This window comes from Nostoc sp. MS1, from assembly GCF_019976755.1.
In the GTDB taxonomy this organism is placed as follows: Bacteria; Cyanobacteriota; Cyanobacteriia; order Cyanobacteriales; family Nostocaceae; genus Trichormus.
On the sequence record NZ_AP023441.1, the window covers coordinates 5579876 to 5599086 of the forward strand.

General features: G+C 38.3%; 11 protein-coding genes. 9 read left to right on the forward strand and 2 right to left on the reverse strand.

Annotated elements, in window-relative coordinates; all coding sequences use genetic code 11:
- Positions 1-22: 22 nt before the first annotated feature.
- Positions 23-454, reverse strand: a complete 432-nt coding sequence (locus NSMS1_RS24035; RefSeq protein WP_224087211.1) for a hypothetical protein — start codon at positions 452-454, stop codon at positions 23-25.
- Between the two features lie 845 nt (positions 455-1299).
- Here NSMS1_RS24035 and NSMS1_RS24040 point away from each other — a divergent pair.
- Positions 1300-2550: a family 3 adenylate cyclase gene (locus NSMS1_RS24040; RefSeq protein ID WP_224087212.1), complete on the forward strand. Its 1251-nt coding sequence runs from the start codon at positions 1300-1302 to the stop codon at positions 2548-2550.
- A 118-nt stretch (positions 2551-2668) separates the two neighbouring features.
- Here NSMS1_RS24040 and NSMS1_RS24045 read toward each other — a convergent pair whose 3' ends face one another.
- Complete coding sequence (locus NSMS1_RS24045) at positions 2669-5128, reverse strand: hypothetical protein (RefSeq protein WP_224087213.1); 2460 nt, start codon at positions 5126-5128, stop codon at positions 2669-2671.
- 371 nt (positions 5129-5499) lie between these two features.
- Between NSMS1_RS24045 and NSMS1_RS24050 the strand changes: the two genes are divergently transcribed.
- From NSMS1_RS24050 to NSMS1_RS24085, 8 genes are all read left to right on the forward strand, one after another.
- A complete protein-coding gene (locus tag NSMS1_RS24050) occupies positions 5500-7320 on the forward strand; it encodes a response regulator (RefSeq protein WP_224087214.1) in 1821 nt (606 codons plus the stop codon).
- 13 nt (positions 7321-7333) lie between these two features.
- Positions 7334-10921, forward strand: coding sequence for a PAS domain S-box protein (locus NSMS1_RS24055; protein ID WP_224087215.1), 3588 nt, complete (start codon positions 7334-7336; stop codon positions 10919-10921).
- A 163-nt stretch (positions 10922-11084) separates the two neighbouring features.
- Complete coding sequence (locus tag NSMS1_RS24060) at positions 11085-11459, forward strand: response regulator (RefSeq protein ID WP_224087216.1); 375 nt, start codon at positions 11085-11087, stop codon at positions 11457-11459.
- Positions 11460-11619: 160 nt separating this feature from the next.
- Complete coding sequence (locus NSMS1_RS24065; protein WP_224087217.1) at positions 11620-11781, forward strand: hypothetical protein; 162 nt, start codon at positions 11620-11622, stop codon at positions 11779-11781.
- Positions 11782-11783: 2 nt separating this feature from the next.
- Positions 11784-12188, forward strand: coding sequence for a response regulator (locus NSMS1_RS24070; RefSeq protein ID WP_224087218.1), 405 nt, complete (start codon positions 11784-11786; stop codon positions 12186-12188).
- A 499-nt stretch (positions 12189-12687) separates the two neighbouring features.
- Positions 12688-14112 (forward strand): AAA-like domain-containing protein, encoded by a 1425-nt coding sequence (locus tag NSMS1_RS24075; protein ID WP_224087219.1) that lies wholly within the window; start codon positions 12688-12690, stop codon positions 14110-14112.
- 732 nt (positions 14113-14844) lie between these two features.
- Positions 14845-18393, forward strand: a complete 3549-nt coding sequence (locus tag NSMS1_RS24080) for an AAA-like domain-containing protein (protein ID WP_224087220.1) — start codon at positions 14845-14847, stop codon at positions 18391-18393.
- Positions 18394-18767: 374 nt separating this feature from the next.
- The gene (locus NSMS1_RS24085; RefSeq protein ID WP_224087221.1) at positions 18768-19184 is read left to right on the forward strand and encodes a hypothetical protein; all 417 of its coding nucleotides are present in this window, start codon (positions 18768-18770) and stop codon (positions 19182-19184) included.
- Positions 19185-19211: the final 27 nt, after the last annotated feature.

The window sequence follows — 19211 nt, forward strand, 5'->3', positions numbered from 1 at the left end:
ACTAAAAATTCGATTGAGCTAATTAATTATAATAGCCACTGACATATCTAATTACGGGTTCTGATTGTATAACTTTGCCATTTCTGACAATATCTAGACTAGCTCCAGTAACAATATATTCATATTTTCCATTCTTAACGACATATCCTGTGCCTTCTTCTGTATAAGCTGGTAGAGAATAAATTCCTTTACCATCACGTTTAGAAATACCTGTATAATACAACTTACCCTGGCGATCGCAAAAATGAATAAGGAAATTACGAGTTTCTATTTGAGCGGCTAACCTTCCTCCACCTGCGTATTTAGGACAACTTCTTGCTTGGGCTATAGTTGTACTATTTACTGCTGAATTTCTACTAGGCATCAATTCTGAAGCAATAGCAGAATTAAATGTAGTAGTAAATGATAAAGCTGTTCCACAAACTGTAGCTAAGGTTAATAATAAAGATTTCATTTGTTTGCAAGAGTAAGTATTCATATTCATTCCATCCATTTGCGAAATTTGTACTTGTAGGCGATTTATCTTAACTAAAACAAATAGGTATAATCTAGATATATCTACTGGTCGATGATGTAATTTTCCCGATTCTTTCTAATTCCTTTTTAAATACCTTTGTGCGATTAATCTTTTTCATATTTAATCTCCTGTACGGAAGTAACAATCAACCTAGTTCTCTGTGTATTGAAGTCTGGCATTAGTCTTTGAACCTCTTGCTGAGTTACACGTTGAGGTTTTAGTTTTTATGCAGCAGTCTGGAAAATTTATAAATAAAAAACTTGCTGATTCTATGAAAAGCCAGTCTCAGCAGTGTCTTGGAGATAATTTTGTTAGAAAACTGGAAAATTTCTGTAATATATTGTAGTATACAAGTATCCTGCGTGTCCCAACTCGTGAGAGCCTACATACTAGTACGAGAGGAAAGGTAACACTGTTAATACAGTGGGCTTGTGTGAGCGGAGAGTGCGAAGAACCTGGAAAGTAATTTTCTTAAATATTGTAAAAGTTGAAAATTTGCTTAAATGTCTTAAATGTCCTTGCATTTTCGCTTTGATGCTGAGAATATTTAAAAATATCTATACCAATAGCAATACATCAGTAATTTTGCAAGTCTTTAATTGACTAATAGTAATTAAAAACTTACAAAATAAGTTCTGCAAACAAATAATATTAATCCTCTCAAATGCAGCACATAGATGTAAGCCTGCAAAAACTAGCTGCGTCTAGCTTTCTTAATTGCATTGGAATAGATATCCCAAAGGCAAACTTTCGTCAACAAAAAATTATCTTCCTGAAAACGCATGACTAACAAATTTACAACAGAGCAATATAATCCAGCCTTATTTGACATTACCCAAGATATTATCGGTAGCTTACCACTCACACTAATTCAAAAGTGGCTACTGAGTGAGCAAACCCAACAAGCAACATTAGAATTATTAGAACCTTATAAAGTTAGAGGTTACAGCATATCTTCCGATTCTGCTGGTCTAACTAAGCTAACTAAACAAAAAGGCTTATTAGAAATTTTGGCAATTATCAATCAACCAAAAGAAATTGTATATAGTGTTGGTACTGCGATTGGTGGAGAAGGTGTTGGTATCTGGGCTGCTGACAATACTCAAATGTTTTACCCAGCATCAGTGAAGCCTGAGACTGTTCTGTCTGCGCTATTAACAATCCAACGCGAAATCAGCCAACGTTGTCAAATAAAAATCGGTATTGGCGCGCATTATGGAGAATTTTACTATATTAATGGTGGTTTGTATGGTTTAGAAGCTGACGCGATCGAAGAAATTGCTGAGAACGACACTGAAGGTGGTGAGATAGCAATTAGTCAAGGCTTCTATGAACTCTTACCAACTAACCACAATTTTAGTATTACTCAAAAAGGCGAGGCTGTAACCGAAATAGGTAAGCTTTTCCGAGTTGTAGACGGGCCAAGTCTAGCAGAAAAACCACCTTTAAACACCCAATATCCAATTCCTTATTCTAAAGAGTTTTATGCAGACTTATTAGCATACGGAAATCGCCTGAGTGATGCCGAGTTTGGCAAGCAGTTAGGTGATAAATATTTGCAGAACAAAATAGTTGTCCTCATTGAGAGACAAACTGAAGAAGCCGAATCTCATGAAATTGGGATGTTTACTAACCTGGCTCTTTCAGCCGAACTCAAAGATACCGGATTACAACTTTTGCAAAAATATAGTGGTGTGGAAGTTAAGGTTGTTGGTTCTATCGGTATTTATGTTTTTGATGAAGCTGATACTGCACTCCAATTTGCTCAAGCATTCCGTCAGGAACTAACTGCACAAAATATCGCTTCTCGTACAGGTATTGACACTGGTTCCATCTTACTTTTTGACTTAGCTGCGGGTGGTAAAGACATTGCTGGTAATCCAGTTAATGTTGCGTCTAAAATGGCTCAAGATAAAGGTGAGCTTGGCAAATTATATTTGAGTTCCACGATGAAAACATTGGTAGATGTAAGCCAATTCAAAGAGATTACCTATACAGTTTCTGGAGTAGAAATTACTATTTATGAAGCGTAATATTGTAGAGCTTACGCAACCATAATCTCTTTGTTGAGAACAGTTGAACTGCGTTGTACTTTTTAGGTACAGCGCAAGTTCTCATCTTGATAAATTTGTTTTTATATTACCGATGTATTTACTTTTTGTGACTGGAGTTGCGCATAACTTCTATCCCTAAAATTTTTATAGTTCCATTATTATGACGGATGCTAAGTGAAGTCAACTCTTGACTTAACAAATAAAAACTACCTATAATACTGATAGAATTATACAGACCATCTTTTGATTTACTCAGGGTTATTGTAGCATTTCTTTGATTATTTACTCCTTTAAGTAATAGAACACCAGCGAAATTAAAGCTACCTGACGTAGTTAATTTGTTGCTATTAATGCTAGCGCTCATATTGGCAAAGGTATAACCCAAAAACTTAAGGTTCCCGGCAATACTGGCAGAATTATTTATATTTCCATTAGTTCCTTTGCCTAGAGCTACTGTAGCGCCGTTAAAAGCCAAAATACCAAAATTGAAATTACTGCTGGCTTGAAAACCATTAGCATTAAGACTAATACCTAATGCAGTGAATTGTTTACCCAGGAGAGTAATATTTCCGATACCGATGAGCTTTTTATTAGTTAAATCAAGTTGGAAATTAGGAACAGTTAACTTAATAATATTTGCCAAATTGAAAACTACATTATTAATTACAATATTCTGATTATTCAGAACCAGTGTACCGCTACCCAAAGATTGATTGAAAGCAGTAATATTTGCTGTACCTACTGCAATTTTATTTGCTAAGTTAACTGTAAGATTAGGAATATTAAAGGTTAAGAAACCTGCTAAACCTAACTGAACATCCTTCAGATTAATACTGTTTTGGGTAACGTCAAATGTGATATCTGCTAAGGTATTCCCTAGAATTGAAATTGTTCCTGAACCACTACCACTACCAGATTTAATATTTATATCTAGAGCATCAACATCAATGCTTAACAGATTGGCTAAACTGAGGTCGAAATTCTTAAATACAGCAGTATCACGAGTAATCTTAAATTCAACATTAGCAATTTCGTTATCGAGAATTTCTACATAACCGTCCCCTTGTAGATACTGCTCACTAGGCGTTACCTTTAGGGCTAAATCTAAACTATCATCATCAGTTCCCTTAATTTTCAAAAATCCTAAATCTATTTCCTCAACTTTTAACGCTCCCTGAACATTATTGAAAGTTTTGTCACTTTGCAGAGTTAAGGTTGCTTTATGCCCCCAAGCATTTATTTTGCCATTAATTTCTAACCCTTCAGATATTTGTTGACCTGCAATTGTCGTCGGGAAAGGAACATATTTAATTAAAGAATTAAGCTTTCCATCTCCATCGCCATCAATTGGTTCAATGTTTAAGTTCACCAAGTTTTGTAAAAATCCTAATGCTTGGTTGACTAAATCCACTGAATAGCCTACTTGCTTGGCAAGGAAGCCATTAACTGGCCCCCGCCATAAATCTACTAGGCAAACAGCTTGTCTAGGATTTAAAACCAAAGCCAATCTTTCAGGGTCATTAGTATCCATGAGAAATGCTACCTCAAGGTCGGCTTTTTCCCATTTCAAATCACCAACGAAGCCAAAGTTATCGAAGTAGGGTGGTAAATATGTTCCACCTCCTTGAAATCTCACATTACGTAGTTCAGTTCCTACCAAACCGTAAGGGTTACTCCAGGATTTTTCACTTTGTTGGCTGAAGAATGCTGTTAAAGATTCGGGTTCGAGACAGACACTACCACTCAGAGATAGTTTAGGTTCGTTTTCTTGGGTAGGGTCGTAGCCTTGAAGAATCAAATTTCCTGTTAATCCCAAGTTTGGTTCTAAATCAGACCCAATATTTAACCCTATGAGTAAATTATTAAAAATCGCTTTAAATTGTTGCTGGGAAAATAACTGAATATCGCCTGCAATATTACCTGTTAAGCTAACCTGTCCCTCTGGATTAAAGCTAATTACGCTACTTAAGCAAGTAATTCCTAAGCTTTTTTGAATAAAACTACTAAAGTTTGTCTGGAGATGGCTAAAATCAATATCTCCAATAAAGTTACATCCTTTGCTTAAGTTAATACTGCCTAATTTTGTGTGAGTAAAACTATAGCTGATGTTAGTTAACATTAGCTCTGCACTAGTTAGTTTTAAATCACTGATCAGAGGGACTGTATTTGTTAACTTGTCAAAACTAAAATTTTTAGGTAATTTATATTTTAAGGTAACTTGTTTGCCAAAATTTATCTCAATACTTCTGTTTTTGAGTAATCCTTTAAAACTGAGTTCGATGTCTTGATTATTTTGGTAAATTTTATATTTAGGTGCTGATATTTTGATTTCATGACTGCCAAATATTTCAACAATAATCCTATCAAGTGCCGCATCTATATAGGGAACTGGGCTATGTAGGTGAAAAACTTTGTCTAAATTTAACTGCAAATCATGGTCATAATCTAAATAAGTGGCTGAACTTGCAGTTGTTAGATTGATATCATTTAAATACTCAAGTTTTAATTTAATATCATCAGCTAATGTAATTCCTAATACATCAAAGTTTTTATTCATACATAAGTAGTGTAAATGTTTTAACAGATTATATCAATTGAAAAAATAATGCGACAGTGACAACCTTACACAAAAGGAGTGGGTAGAACCAGCATTACATGTAGTGATTAATTTTTTGATACTTAAGCTAGGTAAAAAGAGCTTAATTTTGTTTATTATCGCTATTGCACAGTTTTTCAGGCTAAATGCTTATTATCGACTGTAATCTTGATCTATCAAGCAAATTGATGTACTGTGTAATGTGTTTATTAAAAAATTCATAGCCAAAAAATTATACGACACTGTTTAAGTGTAGGCTTCACTCTTCCAAGAGTAAGCAGTAATGGCTATCCCAGATCATGTTAATTCTCAGTAAGTGTATAGTAAAAATTGTGAAAATTTTACTGGTAGAAGACGATGTATCAACGGCGACTATACTAAGTGAGGTTCTCACGGCAGAGTATTATACAGTTGAACTGGCAACAGATGGTCAAAATGGGCTAACACTGGCGACCTTATCAGACTTTGACTTGATACTTTTGGATCTGCTAATTCCTAAAGTTGATGGAATTAACCTTTGTCGCCAACTCCGCGCTCAAGGTATTCAAAAGCCGATTCTTTTACTGACTGCTAAAGACCAGAGTGCTGATATAGTCAGAGGATTAGATGCTGGTGCAGATGATTATGTTACCAAGCCTTATGATATCTCAGAACTGCTAGCCAGGATACGAGCATTACTACGTCGAGGTACAAGCCAGCTAGCACCTAGCTTGTTAAGTTGGGGGAATTTGTGTGTTAATACAGTGTCCGCAGAAGTTACTTATGAAAGACAACCGATATCCTTAAGCCCTAAAGAGTATAGCTTACTAGGGCTGTTTTTACGTAATCCCCAACGTGTTTTTAGTCGGAGTGATATTATCGATCGCCTATGGTCACTTGATGCTACACCAACAGAAGGAGCAGTGACCAATTTAATTAAAGATTTGCGCCACAAGCTCAAGACTGTAGGGATGTCTGCTGAATTACTAGAAACAGTTTATGGCTTGGGCTATCGCTTAAAAACTCCACCCCAGACTCAGGATAGTAAACAAACTCAAGCAAAACGACAAACAGCAATTGCCGGTATCAATAAAACTATAGAACGTTACAAAGATACCTTTGCTCAACGTTTAACTTTATTAGAACAAGCCGAACAAAGCTTACGTGCAGGAAAATTACCACCCAAACTACAGCAGCAAGCGGAGAAAGAATCACACAAACTAGCAGGAACGCTAGGGTCATTTGGCTACGAAACAGGCTCAAAATTAGCTCGAAAAATTGAGCATTTACTCATTGGGGATAGAAACTTAACATCAAAAGATGCTGTGCAACTATCGCTGCTACTTAGTCAACTAAAAGAAGCTATCAGCCAACCGCCAGCACCCTTAACTTTGCAAAGCTTTGAGCCAATGCAACTGCCTTTGGTGCTAGCTATCAATGATGAATCCTTTAGTAACCAACTGAAAACCCAAGCTGCAAATTGGGGAATAAGGCTGGAAGTAGTCACCAATTGGGAAAGTGTCCCACAAAATCAGACTCCCCAAGTGATTTTATTCAACCTAAGTGGTCAATCTAGCCAAAAAACCTTAAAATATTTGGATACACTGAAAAAGCAGTTTCCTAATACGCCACTCATCGTCATAGCAGACGAGGACAATCTCACACAACGAGTGGCTGTTGCTCGTTTGGGTATCCAGGCATTTCTGAGCAAGCCTACTACTAGTGAAGTATTTAGGGCAATTACTCAAGCCTTACCTCAATCCTTGGTTAGTCAAGCCAAGGTGATGATTATAGATGATGATCCCCTGATGCTAGAGATATTGAGTAATCTGCTGCAACCTTGGGGAATGATGGTTAAGACCTTGCAAAACCCTCAAAAATTTTGGGAGACACTGCTTACTACCAATCCTGACCTGTTAATAATTGATTTAGAACTGCCTACATATAGCGGTATTGACTTATGCCGTGTAGTCAGACAAGATCCTCGTTGGGGTAATTTACCAATTTTGGTGGTTACTGCCCATACAGATATAAAATTTATACAACAGGTCTTTGCCGCAGGGGCCGATGATTTTATTGGCAAGCCTATAGTTGAGCCTGAGTTAATAACTCGTGTGATCAGCCGCATTAATCGTTCTCTTTTACAGCACTCAGTGTTGGGCGTTCAGTGTTGAATAAGTAAATTCAATGGTGATTTACTTGGTAAAAACCCCGCATTTTGTGGGTGGTCAACTCACTACTCAAAATTTAGAAGCGGAGGATGCGCAGGTGTGGCTCTCCAATATAGTTAGGGTAAGGCCAGCTAACAATAAAAAGTTGAGAGTTTCCTTAAGAATTGTTCTCACTGTTCCCTTTGTGTTGTTAATCGGGGGAACAACTGGTTTAGTCAGCTATGTATCATGGCAAAATTCTCAACGTTCAGTTAATAGCTTGGCTTATCAGTTAATGAGCGAAATGAGCGATCGCATTCATTTATATTTAAGTAACTATTTAAAGACTCCACATTTAATTAATCGTCTCAATGTTCAAGCCAGCCGACTTAAACAGATAGATATTACCAATCCTCAAAGTCTAGAACCTTACTTTTTTGAGCAAATTCAACAATTTGGTTCCAAGAGAATCCATTTTATCAATCCCCAAGGTGGACTTGTGGGAGCCGGCAATGATGAACGGGGTTTGACGGTTTCTTTTACCAAAAATTTTGTTAAAGGCGAGCTTTATATATATAGAGTAGATAGTCAAAGGAAACGGCAACAGTTATTAGTTAATGAGCCTAACTATGATGGCACTCAAAGACCTTTTTATCAAAAGGCAGTCTCTACAGGTAAACCAACCTGGACACCAATTTATTTATATGTGCCAGCTTCTAGAGGTTTAGGAATTGCCGCCGCCTACCCTGTTTATAATCAGAAAAAACAACTTCTAGGGGTTTTCGCCAGCGATATAGACCTTTTTACTATTAGTAGATTTCTGAGGAAATTGCAGATAGGCACTCACGGAAAAGTATTTATTATGGAGCGTTCAGGATTAATGGTTGCTGCTTCCACCCCTGAACCACCTTTTATGAAGGATGCTCAAGGGATACTGAACCAACGCCTCATGGTGAGAGAAATTAAAGAACCCTTGATTCGTCATGCTGGCGAGTATCTACTTACGCGGGGAAACTTAAATCAAATTCAGACTATACAAAAGCTGAAGTTTGAGATAGACGGTAAAAAACAATACTTACTCGTCATTCCCTACAGTGATAAATTGGGGCTGGACTGGTTGGTTGTGACAGTTGTCCCAAAATCAGATTTTACCGCAGAAATCGTAGCTAATACACACCTGACCTTGATTTGTAGTCTTGCAGCTTTAACTGTGGCGATCGCTTTAGGGTTATTCCTCACCGAATTTATTGCCAGACCTATACAGAAATTAGGTCAAACTAGCTTGGCATTAGCTGAGGGAGAATGGCATCAGCCGATTGAACAAGATAGCCCCATTGCTGAGTTTCAAGTCCTGGGACACTCGTTAAATTGGATGTCCCAGCAATTGAGACAGTCTTACGAGTCTGTGAAAGTTGCTCTGCAACAGTCAGAAGAACGCTTTACAAAAGTATTCCGTACCTGTCCCGAAGCAATGGGTATTTTCACCCTCAATGGGCAATGTATAGATGTCAATGAAGCTTTTATTAATTTGTATGGTTGTTCTAGGGAAGAAGTCATTGGTCAAACAGTGACACAGTTTCAATATTGGCTCAATTTAGATAATAGGCAAAGTTACCTTCAAGATTTACTCTCCGGTAAACAAGTTCGTAACCAAGAATTTGCTGTCCGTGATAAGGCTGGTAAAACTCTCACAGTCCTAATTTCCGCCGATATTATCGAACTACAGGGACAACCACACATCATTGCAGTTACGAAAAATATTAGTAATCGCAAATTGGCAGAATTAGAACTGCGCCAACAAAAAGACTTGCGGGAAAGTATTTATAATGAATCTGCCGATGCTTTATTCTTGGTAGATACCCAAACACTGTTAATTACTGACTGTAATCTTCGAGCAGTAGAACTCTTTGAGGCAGACAGTAAATGTGAACTAATTGGTATTGCCGGACACACGCTACAACTACGGCAATTTATACCAGAAGAACTAGCAGACATTAGGGAGCAAATAGAGCAGAAAGGGGTCTGGAACGCCGAAATTCAGTATCTCACACGTAAAGGAAATTTATTTTGGGGCAACCTCGCTGCCAAAGAAGTAGCGATCGCCAACCAAGCCATTCATTTAGTACGGGTGACAGATATTACCGAACGTAAGCGCACCGAAGCCGCCTTACGACATAGCGAAGCCCGCTTTCAAACAATAGCAGCCGCTTCACCCGCACAAATTTACATCCTCACCTATTATCCTGATACCTATGAAATGCGTTATGAATATATCAGTTCAGGTGTGCGAGAAATTCAGGAATTAGAACCTCAACAAGTGATCGCAAATCCCCTACTCACCTATGAGCAAGTCCATCCTGATGATCTTGATCTTTATAATCAACTAACTACGCAAAGTCTCAAAGCCTTAGAACCCTTTGCTCACGAATGGCGAATTATTACTCCCTCTGGCAAAACGAAGTGGGTACGCGCCAACTCCCGCCCAGAACCCCGTCCTAATGGAGAAATTGCGTGGTATGGAGTACTACTAGATATTACTGACCTTAAACAAGCCGAAGCCGCATTGCGTGAGAGTGAAGAGCGGTTTCGTCATGCGTTCTATGATGCTCCCATTGGTATGGCGCTGTTGGGATTGAATCAACAATGGTTACAAATCAATCCCATGCTGCGGGAATTGCTGGGCTACTCTAGGTTAGAAATTTTTCACCTCCAGATATTTGAAATTATTCACCCAGAAGACCTGACTCAATTGGAGGAAAGTATTAGGCAGGTATTGAACAATGAGAATACCCGTGCGCAAGTGCAGTTGCGTTATGTGTGTAATGGCGGACGTATTGCTTGGGGATTAACCAGCCTATCGCTAGTAAGAGATTTGCACAATCAACCCCTCTACTATGTCCTTCAGATTCAAGATATTACCGAACAGCAAGCTATCGAGCAGATGAAAAACGAGTTCATTTCCATTGTCAGCCATGAGCTGCGTACCCCACTCACAGCCATTCAAGGATTCTTAACCCTGCTGAATACTGGAATTTACAACAACAGACCAGAAAAAGCTAAATGGATGATAGAGCAAGCCTTAACAAATAGCGATCGCCTCGTGCGGTTGGTAAATGATATTTTAGACTTGGAGCGCCTATCTTCTGGGCGAGTTGAGCTTGTCAAGGAAGTCTGCAAGGCCACAGATTTAATCCAAAAATCCGTAGAGGGAGTACAATCAATCGCCCTAGCAGCCGCCATCACAATTTCTATCACACCTACCAAAGCTTGCGTCTGGGCATCCCCTGACTTAATTATCCAAACCCTCACCAACTTATTGAGCAACGCCATCAAATTTTCCCCCCGTGACTCAGTGATTACTGTCTCAGCTCAACCCCAGTCAGGTTCAGTACTTTTTGCCGTCAAAGACCAAGGTAGAGGTATTCCCGCCGACAAACTAGAAACAATCTTTGAACGTTTTGGGCAAGTAGACATCTCAGATGCCCGTGCTAAAGGCGGAACCGGGCTAGGCTTGGCAATTTGTCAAAACATTATTCAACAGCATGATGGTAGTATTTGGGCAGAAAGCACCCTTGGTAAAGGCAGTACATTTTACTTCACCTTGCCAATAGTCATTAGTCATTAGTCATTAGTCAACAGTCAACAGTCCATATTTTCTTCCTTATCTTCCCCCACTCCCACCCTGCGGGTTCGCGGTAGCGTCTCTGTTCGCGCAGCGTCCCGAAGGGAAAGAGAAGCTAAAGCTACATCTCCCTCATCTTCCCCCACTCCCCTCACTTCCCACGCACATGAACAAACGCATCCTTGTAATTGATGATGAAGAATCACTCCGAGACCTTGCCAGCACTTGTTTAGAAGATTTGGGAGGCTGGGAGGCAATTATCGTCCAATCTGGTCAGGAAGGACTTTTGAAAGCCCAAGAGTATTTTATCGATGTAATTCTCCTTGATGTCTCAATGCCTGACATGGATGGCTTTCAAGTTTACGAAAAAATCAAAGCTAACCCCAAAACTCAAGCCATCCCAATAATTTTGCTTACGGCTAAAGTATTACCAGACGATTACAAACGCTTTGCACAGTTAGATATAGCCGGCATCATCACTAAACCATTCAACCCACTATTGATCTGCGAACAAATAGCCCAGATGGTTGGGTGGAGTTAGTGAGATGGGGGAGTGGGGGGAGATGAGGAGAATAACTATGGACTGTTGACTATTGACTATGGACGAATGACAACATCTTATCAGTTTCTTATTTTCTTGATTTAAGCTGAGGCTATACCAATTTTCTCAACCCCGGTAACGGATAGACCAGGAAAGCCTGATGTCATTAGACTTTCCTAATTACGAATTACGTAGGCGCAAGCCTTTGCTACGCAACGCTACCGCGTTGGCGTTAGCCTCTCGTAGAGATGCCGCAGGCTATTACGAATTACGAATTACGAATTGGTATTATCAGTCCCCTTCAACTTTTCACGCCTTTTGATCATGGCAATCAAGACTATATTATTGATTGATGATGAACCGACTATTCGAGAACTTGTACAAATTTGTCTATATGATTTGGTCGGCTGGAATATTGTCACTGCTCCTTCTGCCCAAGCTGGGCTGAAAAAGTTAGAGATAGTACATCCTGACTTAATATTGTTAGATGTTCTTATGCCTGGTATGGATATTACCTCATTTCTGTACAGGCTGCATGACAATCATTCTTTGAGAACTATCCCTGTTATTCTGTTAAGTGTGATAGCAGATTGCTTTACCTCACAACAACTTCAACATTTAGGAGTGGTTGGGGCAATTGCTAAACCCTTTAATCCCTTAACCTTAGCTGATCAGATCAATCACGTTGTAGGGTGGACTTTACAGCCTGAGTATCAGCTTAGTTCTTGAATAATACCTAAATTAAAAAAGCGATCGCTTCCTTATAAGTTTCTTATTTTTGGCTGGTATCTTAATGAGGATGAATTAGGCGTAACTATTGAAAATATAATATTTTCTTAAGGTTGTACTGATAGATGATTAATTTATATTCAACATTGAACATTGAAAGTTTTATTTTTATTTATGAGCAAAATTTATGTATGAGGAAATTAAAATTATAGCAATCACAATTTAGTAAATATTTGCGGCTAAACAAAGATGAAAATGACTGAATAATAATTAAAAATTATTTTTGGCATAATTAAGTTAATTTTTGATTATATCTAGATAGAATATTTTATCTTGTTTGGTAACAAATCTTTTTAAACCTACTAATTAGTAAATAATAAATGCTAAATTACTGAGCAAGTAGGTTCATATTTCATACATTGTTTCCCTTATCTCGGCAAACCGAATTACGAAAGCTTGGTTAATCTTGCATCTGCCAAAAGATACTGTTACAACATCTATGAAACTACAGCAAAATAAAACGAAAAGAAGACGAGGAGTAGTACTAACTCCTGTAGGGCTACAAAGATTACAAGAAGCAATTGTATCTTGGGAAATTTTATATAATAGAGGCGCTCGCTTAACTCTAGAACAACTTAGTCGACAAATAAATGTCTCTACTAAAACGTTGAGCCGATTGTGGTCTTTAAATGCCAGCGTAGACCACAAAACTTTAAAGTTGTGCTTTGCTGCTTTTAACTTAGAAGTGTATGAAGATGATTACACAGTTTTGACTGAAGAACATGAAACAGAACTACTTGATTTTCCCTTAGAGGACTTATCAAGTCAAACAAATAATCTAAATAGATTATTTACTCAAGCAGTAGAACATCATTATTCATATCCAGATGGGGCTGTACCTTTGGATTCACCTTTTTATATTGAGCGTCCACCAATAGAAGAATTAGTATATCGAGAAGTCACTCAACCTGGCTGTGTCATTAGGATTCGCGCCCCCAGGCAAATGGGTAAATCATCTTTGGTATTGCGTTTATTAGCCTTTGCCAATTCCCAAAATTATCGCACAGTTAATATCAAGTGTAATCAGGTTGATGACCAATGTTTGACTAACTTAAATAAGCTATTACGTTGTATTTGTTGGCAAATTGCTACACAGTTAAATATTGAACCTAGTCTTGATGATAATTGGGATGAGGAAATTGGTTGTAAATTGAGTTGTAGTTTGTATCTACAAAACTATATTCTCAAACAATGTGAAAATCCTATACTTTTAGTTTTGAGCGATGTTGATCGCTTTTTTGAGTATCCTCACATTGCTAATGATTTTTTTGCTCTATTACGTTCTTGGTGCGAGGAAGCAAGACAAAATTACACTTGGCAAAAACTCAGACTAGTCCTAGCTTATTCTACGGAGCAGTATATTCCTTTAGATATTAACCACTCACCATTTAATATTGGATTACCTATCCGCCTGCATGAGTTTACCCAGAAACAGGTAGAAGATTTAGCTAGGCGATATCAGCTTAAGTGGATACCTGGTAAAGAATCAACTCGGTTAATGTCTGTAGTTGGTGGTCATCCAGGACTTATACAACTGGCTTTATATTATCTCAGTTACGGCACTATAACTTTAGCAGAATTGACTCAAGACGCGATCGCCAATGGAGGCATCTATCGCCATCACCTACAACAGCATTGGCTCAAGTTACAAGCTAATCCTCATTTAGTCAGAGTGTATAGTAAGCTTGTGACTAACTCAAGCAGTGCTACTCTTAACCCTATGGATACGTATAAGCTGGAAAGTATAGGGTTAATTGGTTTTGAAGGCGATCGCATTGTACCCCGTTGTGAACTCTACCGCGCTTATTTTGCCAAACAATTATCTACAATTACGTTACAACATTCATCAATCCAAGAGATTTAAGGATGTTGGAAATATATAGGAACCTGGTTTGACTTGCGAAATTACCCGTGACGGGAGGGAACAGGGAACAAAAATTTTACTGAGACTGTTTCAGAAATCAAATATGAATCCTATATGTAGGTACAGTTGCTACCTACAGCAGTTAATCAACGGAATTGTTTTGCCATGTTCAATTCCCTTGATTATTTTTTGCTTGCAAATAGACCTAAATTTTTCCACATAGCACTTGCTCAAGAAAGGGTAACGCAAACCAATGATCAACTTGTGCAATTAACTATTATCAAGTTACTAGCTGTTTGGCTTTCTTTGTCTACACGAAGTAAATTAAGTCATCAAAACCGATTTTTTAGGATATAACTACAGATACTGAGAATTTTATGGCTACGCTCCCGTAGGGGATACAGAAATCAAATCAGATTTCTATATTACTAAACTATTTTGCAAATAACCTCGTAAGTATTGCTAATGACACTATAAAATTAACTAACAATATAGTCTAACTTTTTAAGTAAAAAAGCAAGGACAGATAAGACATTTAAAAAATTTTAAAAAACTTGTCAGACATTTAAGACATTTAAGACATTTAATATAAAAAATAGTCAACTGATGTGCTAAAGAAACCATATTTTTATAGTAATATGCTGATGCGATTATTGTATTTTTTATTCTTAAATGTAAGCAGAAATTCTCAAAGTAGAGAATTTTTCTGCTTTTGAAGATCCCTAAAGTAACATGAAATATCAGGTTGGTGGTAGTCTCCCTAGTGATGATCCTAATTATGTTATGCGTCAGGCGGACGAACAACTTTACACTAGCTTGAAAGCTGGTAATTTTTGTTACGTTTTCAATTCTCGTCAGATGGGGAAGTCGTCTTTACTACATCGTACAAGTCATCATCTGACTCAAGAGGGTTATACATGTATATATATAGATGTGACACGCTTGGGTAGCGAAGATACAACCTCTGAACAATGGTACAAAGGGATCATTATTAGCCTTTTTTATAGTTTAAATTTGGCTGTAAAAGTCAATTTTAAACAATGGTGGGAAATGCAGGCTGGTCTTTCTCCTGTACAAAAGTTAAATCAGTTCGTAGAAGAATTGCTACTATCGCATCAGCAAAGTGAACGTATATTTATATTTATTGATGAAATTGATAGCTTATTGAGTTTGAGTTTTTCGGTCAGTGACTTCTTTGCTTGGATTCGTTATTGTTATAACCAAAGAGCGCACGACCCAAGATTCCTAAGTTTAGGATTTGCCGTGTTTGGGGTGGTTACTCCATCTGATTTAATCACTGATAAGCGCCGTACACCCTTTAATATTGGTACAGCAATTCAGTTGTATGGTTTTACACTCATTGAAGCTACGCCATTACTTAAAGGGTTAGAAGAAGTAGTTAGTCAACCACAAGCAGTATTAGAGAAAATTATTGACTGGACAGGTGGACAACCATTCCTCACACAAAAACTTTGTCAGTTAGTTGTCAAAGCTGCATGGGAAACACCAAACGGGAAAATTGATTTACCTCCAGCTATAGCTGGCTATTGGGTAGAACAACTGGTACAAAGGCAGATTATTCAATATTGGGAAAGCAAAGATGAACCAGAACACCTGCGAACAATTCGCGATCGCCTTTTATTCAATGAACAACGCGCCAGCAGGTTATTAGGCATTTATCAACAGGTACTGCAAGCAGAAGCGACTAATCTACCCATAGAGATTGATGATAGTCAAGAACAAAAAGAATTATTACTATCTGGTGTAGTTGAGAAACACAATGGTTATCTGAAAATTAAAAATTCTATATATCGTCATGTTTTTAATCATCAATGGGTAATTAGGCACTTAGACAATCTCCGTCCTTATTCTCAAGTCTTCAATGCTTGGATAGCATCGAATTATCAAGATGAGTCACGGTTATTGCGAGGACAAGCGCTCAAAGATGCTCAAAGTTGGTCGCAGGGTAAAAGTTTGAGCGATTTGGATTATCGTTTCCTTGCAGCTAGTCAAGAATACGAACAGCGCGAAATTCAAAACGGATTAGAAGCAGCACGACTACAAGAAGTAGAAACGCGGCTAGCACAAGAGAAAAAAACAGCTAGAGTGCAAAGATTGCTGCTGACGGGAATGTGTATTAAGTTCTTTATTTCCACCGCTTTGGCTATAGGCATTTACATGATGTACTGCCAAGCCAAAACCAGCGAAATTCAAGCTAAAACCAGCGAAATTCAAGCACTTATATCAAGTTCCGAGGGAAGATTCGCCTCAAATCGTAAGTTAGATGCCATCTTAGAAGCAATTAAAGCCAAATATCGACTACAACAACTAGAAAAACCTAACCCAGAGGTAAACAAGCAGGCAGAGAAGGTACTGCGACAAGCTGTTTATAGTGCAGATGAATATAACCGTTTTTCAGGTCATACCGCAGCTGTGATGGGAGTAGATATTAGTCCTGATAGTTCTCTGATTGCTTCAGCCAGTCTAGATAGAACTATCAAACTTTGGCAGCGTGATGGTAAAGAAGTCGCCACCCTCGCAGGTCATCAGGGGGGAGTGAGAGCCGTTAAATTTAGTCCTGATGGTCAAATGCTGGCCTCAGCCAGCGAGGATGGTACTATTAGACTTTGGAAACGAGACGGGACTTTACTCAAGACTTTTCAAGGTCATACCGCTTCAGTCTGGGGAGTCGCCTTTAGCCAGGATGGTCACTTTTTAGTTTCTACTGGTTGGGATAAAACAGTAAGGCTTTGGAAATTGGACGGGACTTTACTCAAAACTTTTGCTGGTTACAAAGCTGGATTTTGGGGTGTGGCATTTAGTCCCGATGCTCAAACCGTCGCCGCCACGAATCTAGATGGTACAGTGAGACTTTGGCAAAGAGATGGTTCCGGTTGGCAAAACGCCAAAACCTTACAGCCGCTTACAGGTCACGCAGCTTGGGTGGTAGGAGTAGCCTTCAGTCCTGATGGACAAACGCTTGCTTCGGCTAGTGAAGACAAAACCGTCAAACTATGGCGGCGAGATTCCACAGGCAATTACCGCCTAGATAAGACACTTACAGGTCATAGTGCGGGAGTTACGGGAGTTGCTTTTAGTCCAGATGGGCAAACAATAGCTTCTGCTAGTCTCGACAAAACAATTAAACTGTGGAACATTGATGGTACACAACTAAGAACACTCCAAGGTCATAGTGCGTCTATTTGGGGAACCACTTATAGTCCTGATGGCAGCTTCATTGCCTCGGCGGGTGCAGAAAACCTTGTCCGACTCTGGCAAAGCCAAAATCCATTTTCCCAAAATGCGATCGCCCATAGTGGGGGTATTTGGTCAATAGCAATTAGCCGCGATAGTTCCACCATCGCCACAGCCAGCCACGAAAACAAAATTAAATTTTGGAGTCGCCAAGGCAAATTGCTCAAGACTTTCACACAAAACAAAGTGGTTTTCGAGGTTTCATTCAGTGATGATGGCAAGTTAATCGCTTTTCCCGCTTACGATGATACAGTCACAGTCAAGCGATCAGACAATACTACTGTAGCTACCTATAAAGATACTCAAGGTAAAATTACAGGAGCAGTATTAAGTCCTGATGGAAAAGCGATCGCTGTTGCTAATGTTGATAAGATAGCTCAAATATGGAAGCTTAATCAGCCTACACGGCAAATTCTCAGAGGGCATCAGGCGGAAGTTTGGCAAGTTACCTTTAGTCCCGATAGTAAAATGGTGGCTACTGCTAGTGCTGATGGAACTGCAAAAGTTTGGACATTAGATGGGAAATTAGTGACAACACTGGTTGGACACAAAGCAGGTGTATGGAGAGTTACCTTCAGTCCTGACAGTAAAATGGTAGCTACTGCCAGTGGCGATAATACTATGAAGTTGTGGACAATTGAGGGTAAACTGCTGAGAACCTTTAAAGGTCATACAGCAGCCGTATGGGGAGTAGCATTTAGTCCCGTTGGCGATAGCCTGCCGTCAGGCACTGGTAAAATACTGGCTTCTGGTAGTGTAGATGCTACCGTCAAGCTTTGGAAACTGGATGGTACAGAAATTACAACTCTCACCGGACATAGCGCCGCTATTAGAAAGATCGCTATCAGCCGCGATGGTACAATCCTCGCTTCTGGCGGTGATGACAATACCCTGATTTTGTGGAATATACCACGAATCGCCAACTTGAATGCCATAAAATATGCCTGCAATCTAGTCAAAGATTATTTGCAAAATAATACAGCTTTGACTGAGAGCGATCGGCGCATTTGCGAGAAGTTTTTATAGGTAATACCAATTCAAAATTCGCTCATTAAGAAAGCCAAACTTTGCTACGCTTTGAAAGCTTGTATCTGTTTCTCAATTTTGACTACTTGCTATTAACCGTAAATATACAAGACAAATCAACCCGTTTAATGCTTGTTGATGTACTGGCTCATTTTTGTCTTTATATTGACTTTATATATCTATTTTCATTGAACATTTGTTATGGTACGTCCGTCATCTGTTATTTGTATAGGATCTTGACATTGCTGTTAATAGCATTTCATTCTAAAAAAATATTTGGCTCATTTTCAATATCAAAAAAAATTAAAGTTATAGTTAATATTTTTCAGTGAATTAACTGTTGAAGTTGAAATATAAAAATTAATAGAATAACTATGTTTGCAAGAATCTACTTTATTTATATGAAATCTTTCTCCCAATCTTTAGCAATTCTAGCTTCATCTTTGGGGTTGTTATCTATCAATGCTATTATTGCTCTACCTGCTCATGCCTCAATTGTATGTGGCTCAGGGACAATTAGTAATTATCAGAACGGTTCCTTAGCAAGTTGTATACTTGATCAAGATACAACTGTGCAGGTTTCTCATTCTAATACAGGAACAGCTAATTTTTATTGCCAAGCTAAAAAGTTAATATCTTTTGATGATAAAGGTCAGTTTCAAAGTTGCTATCTTTATCAGGAAATACAAATTAGAAAAGATAACTTAGTTGAAACTTGTCCAACACAATATAGAGTCTCTATCTTAGCTTCAACTAAGGGTATTGAATCTATTAGTTGTAGTCCTTATTAGAGATTTTATGAAAATTAATTACATTGG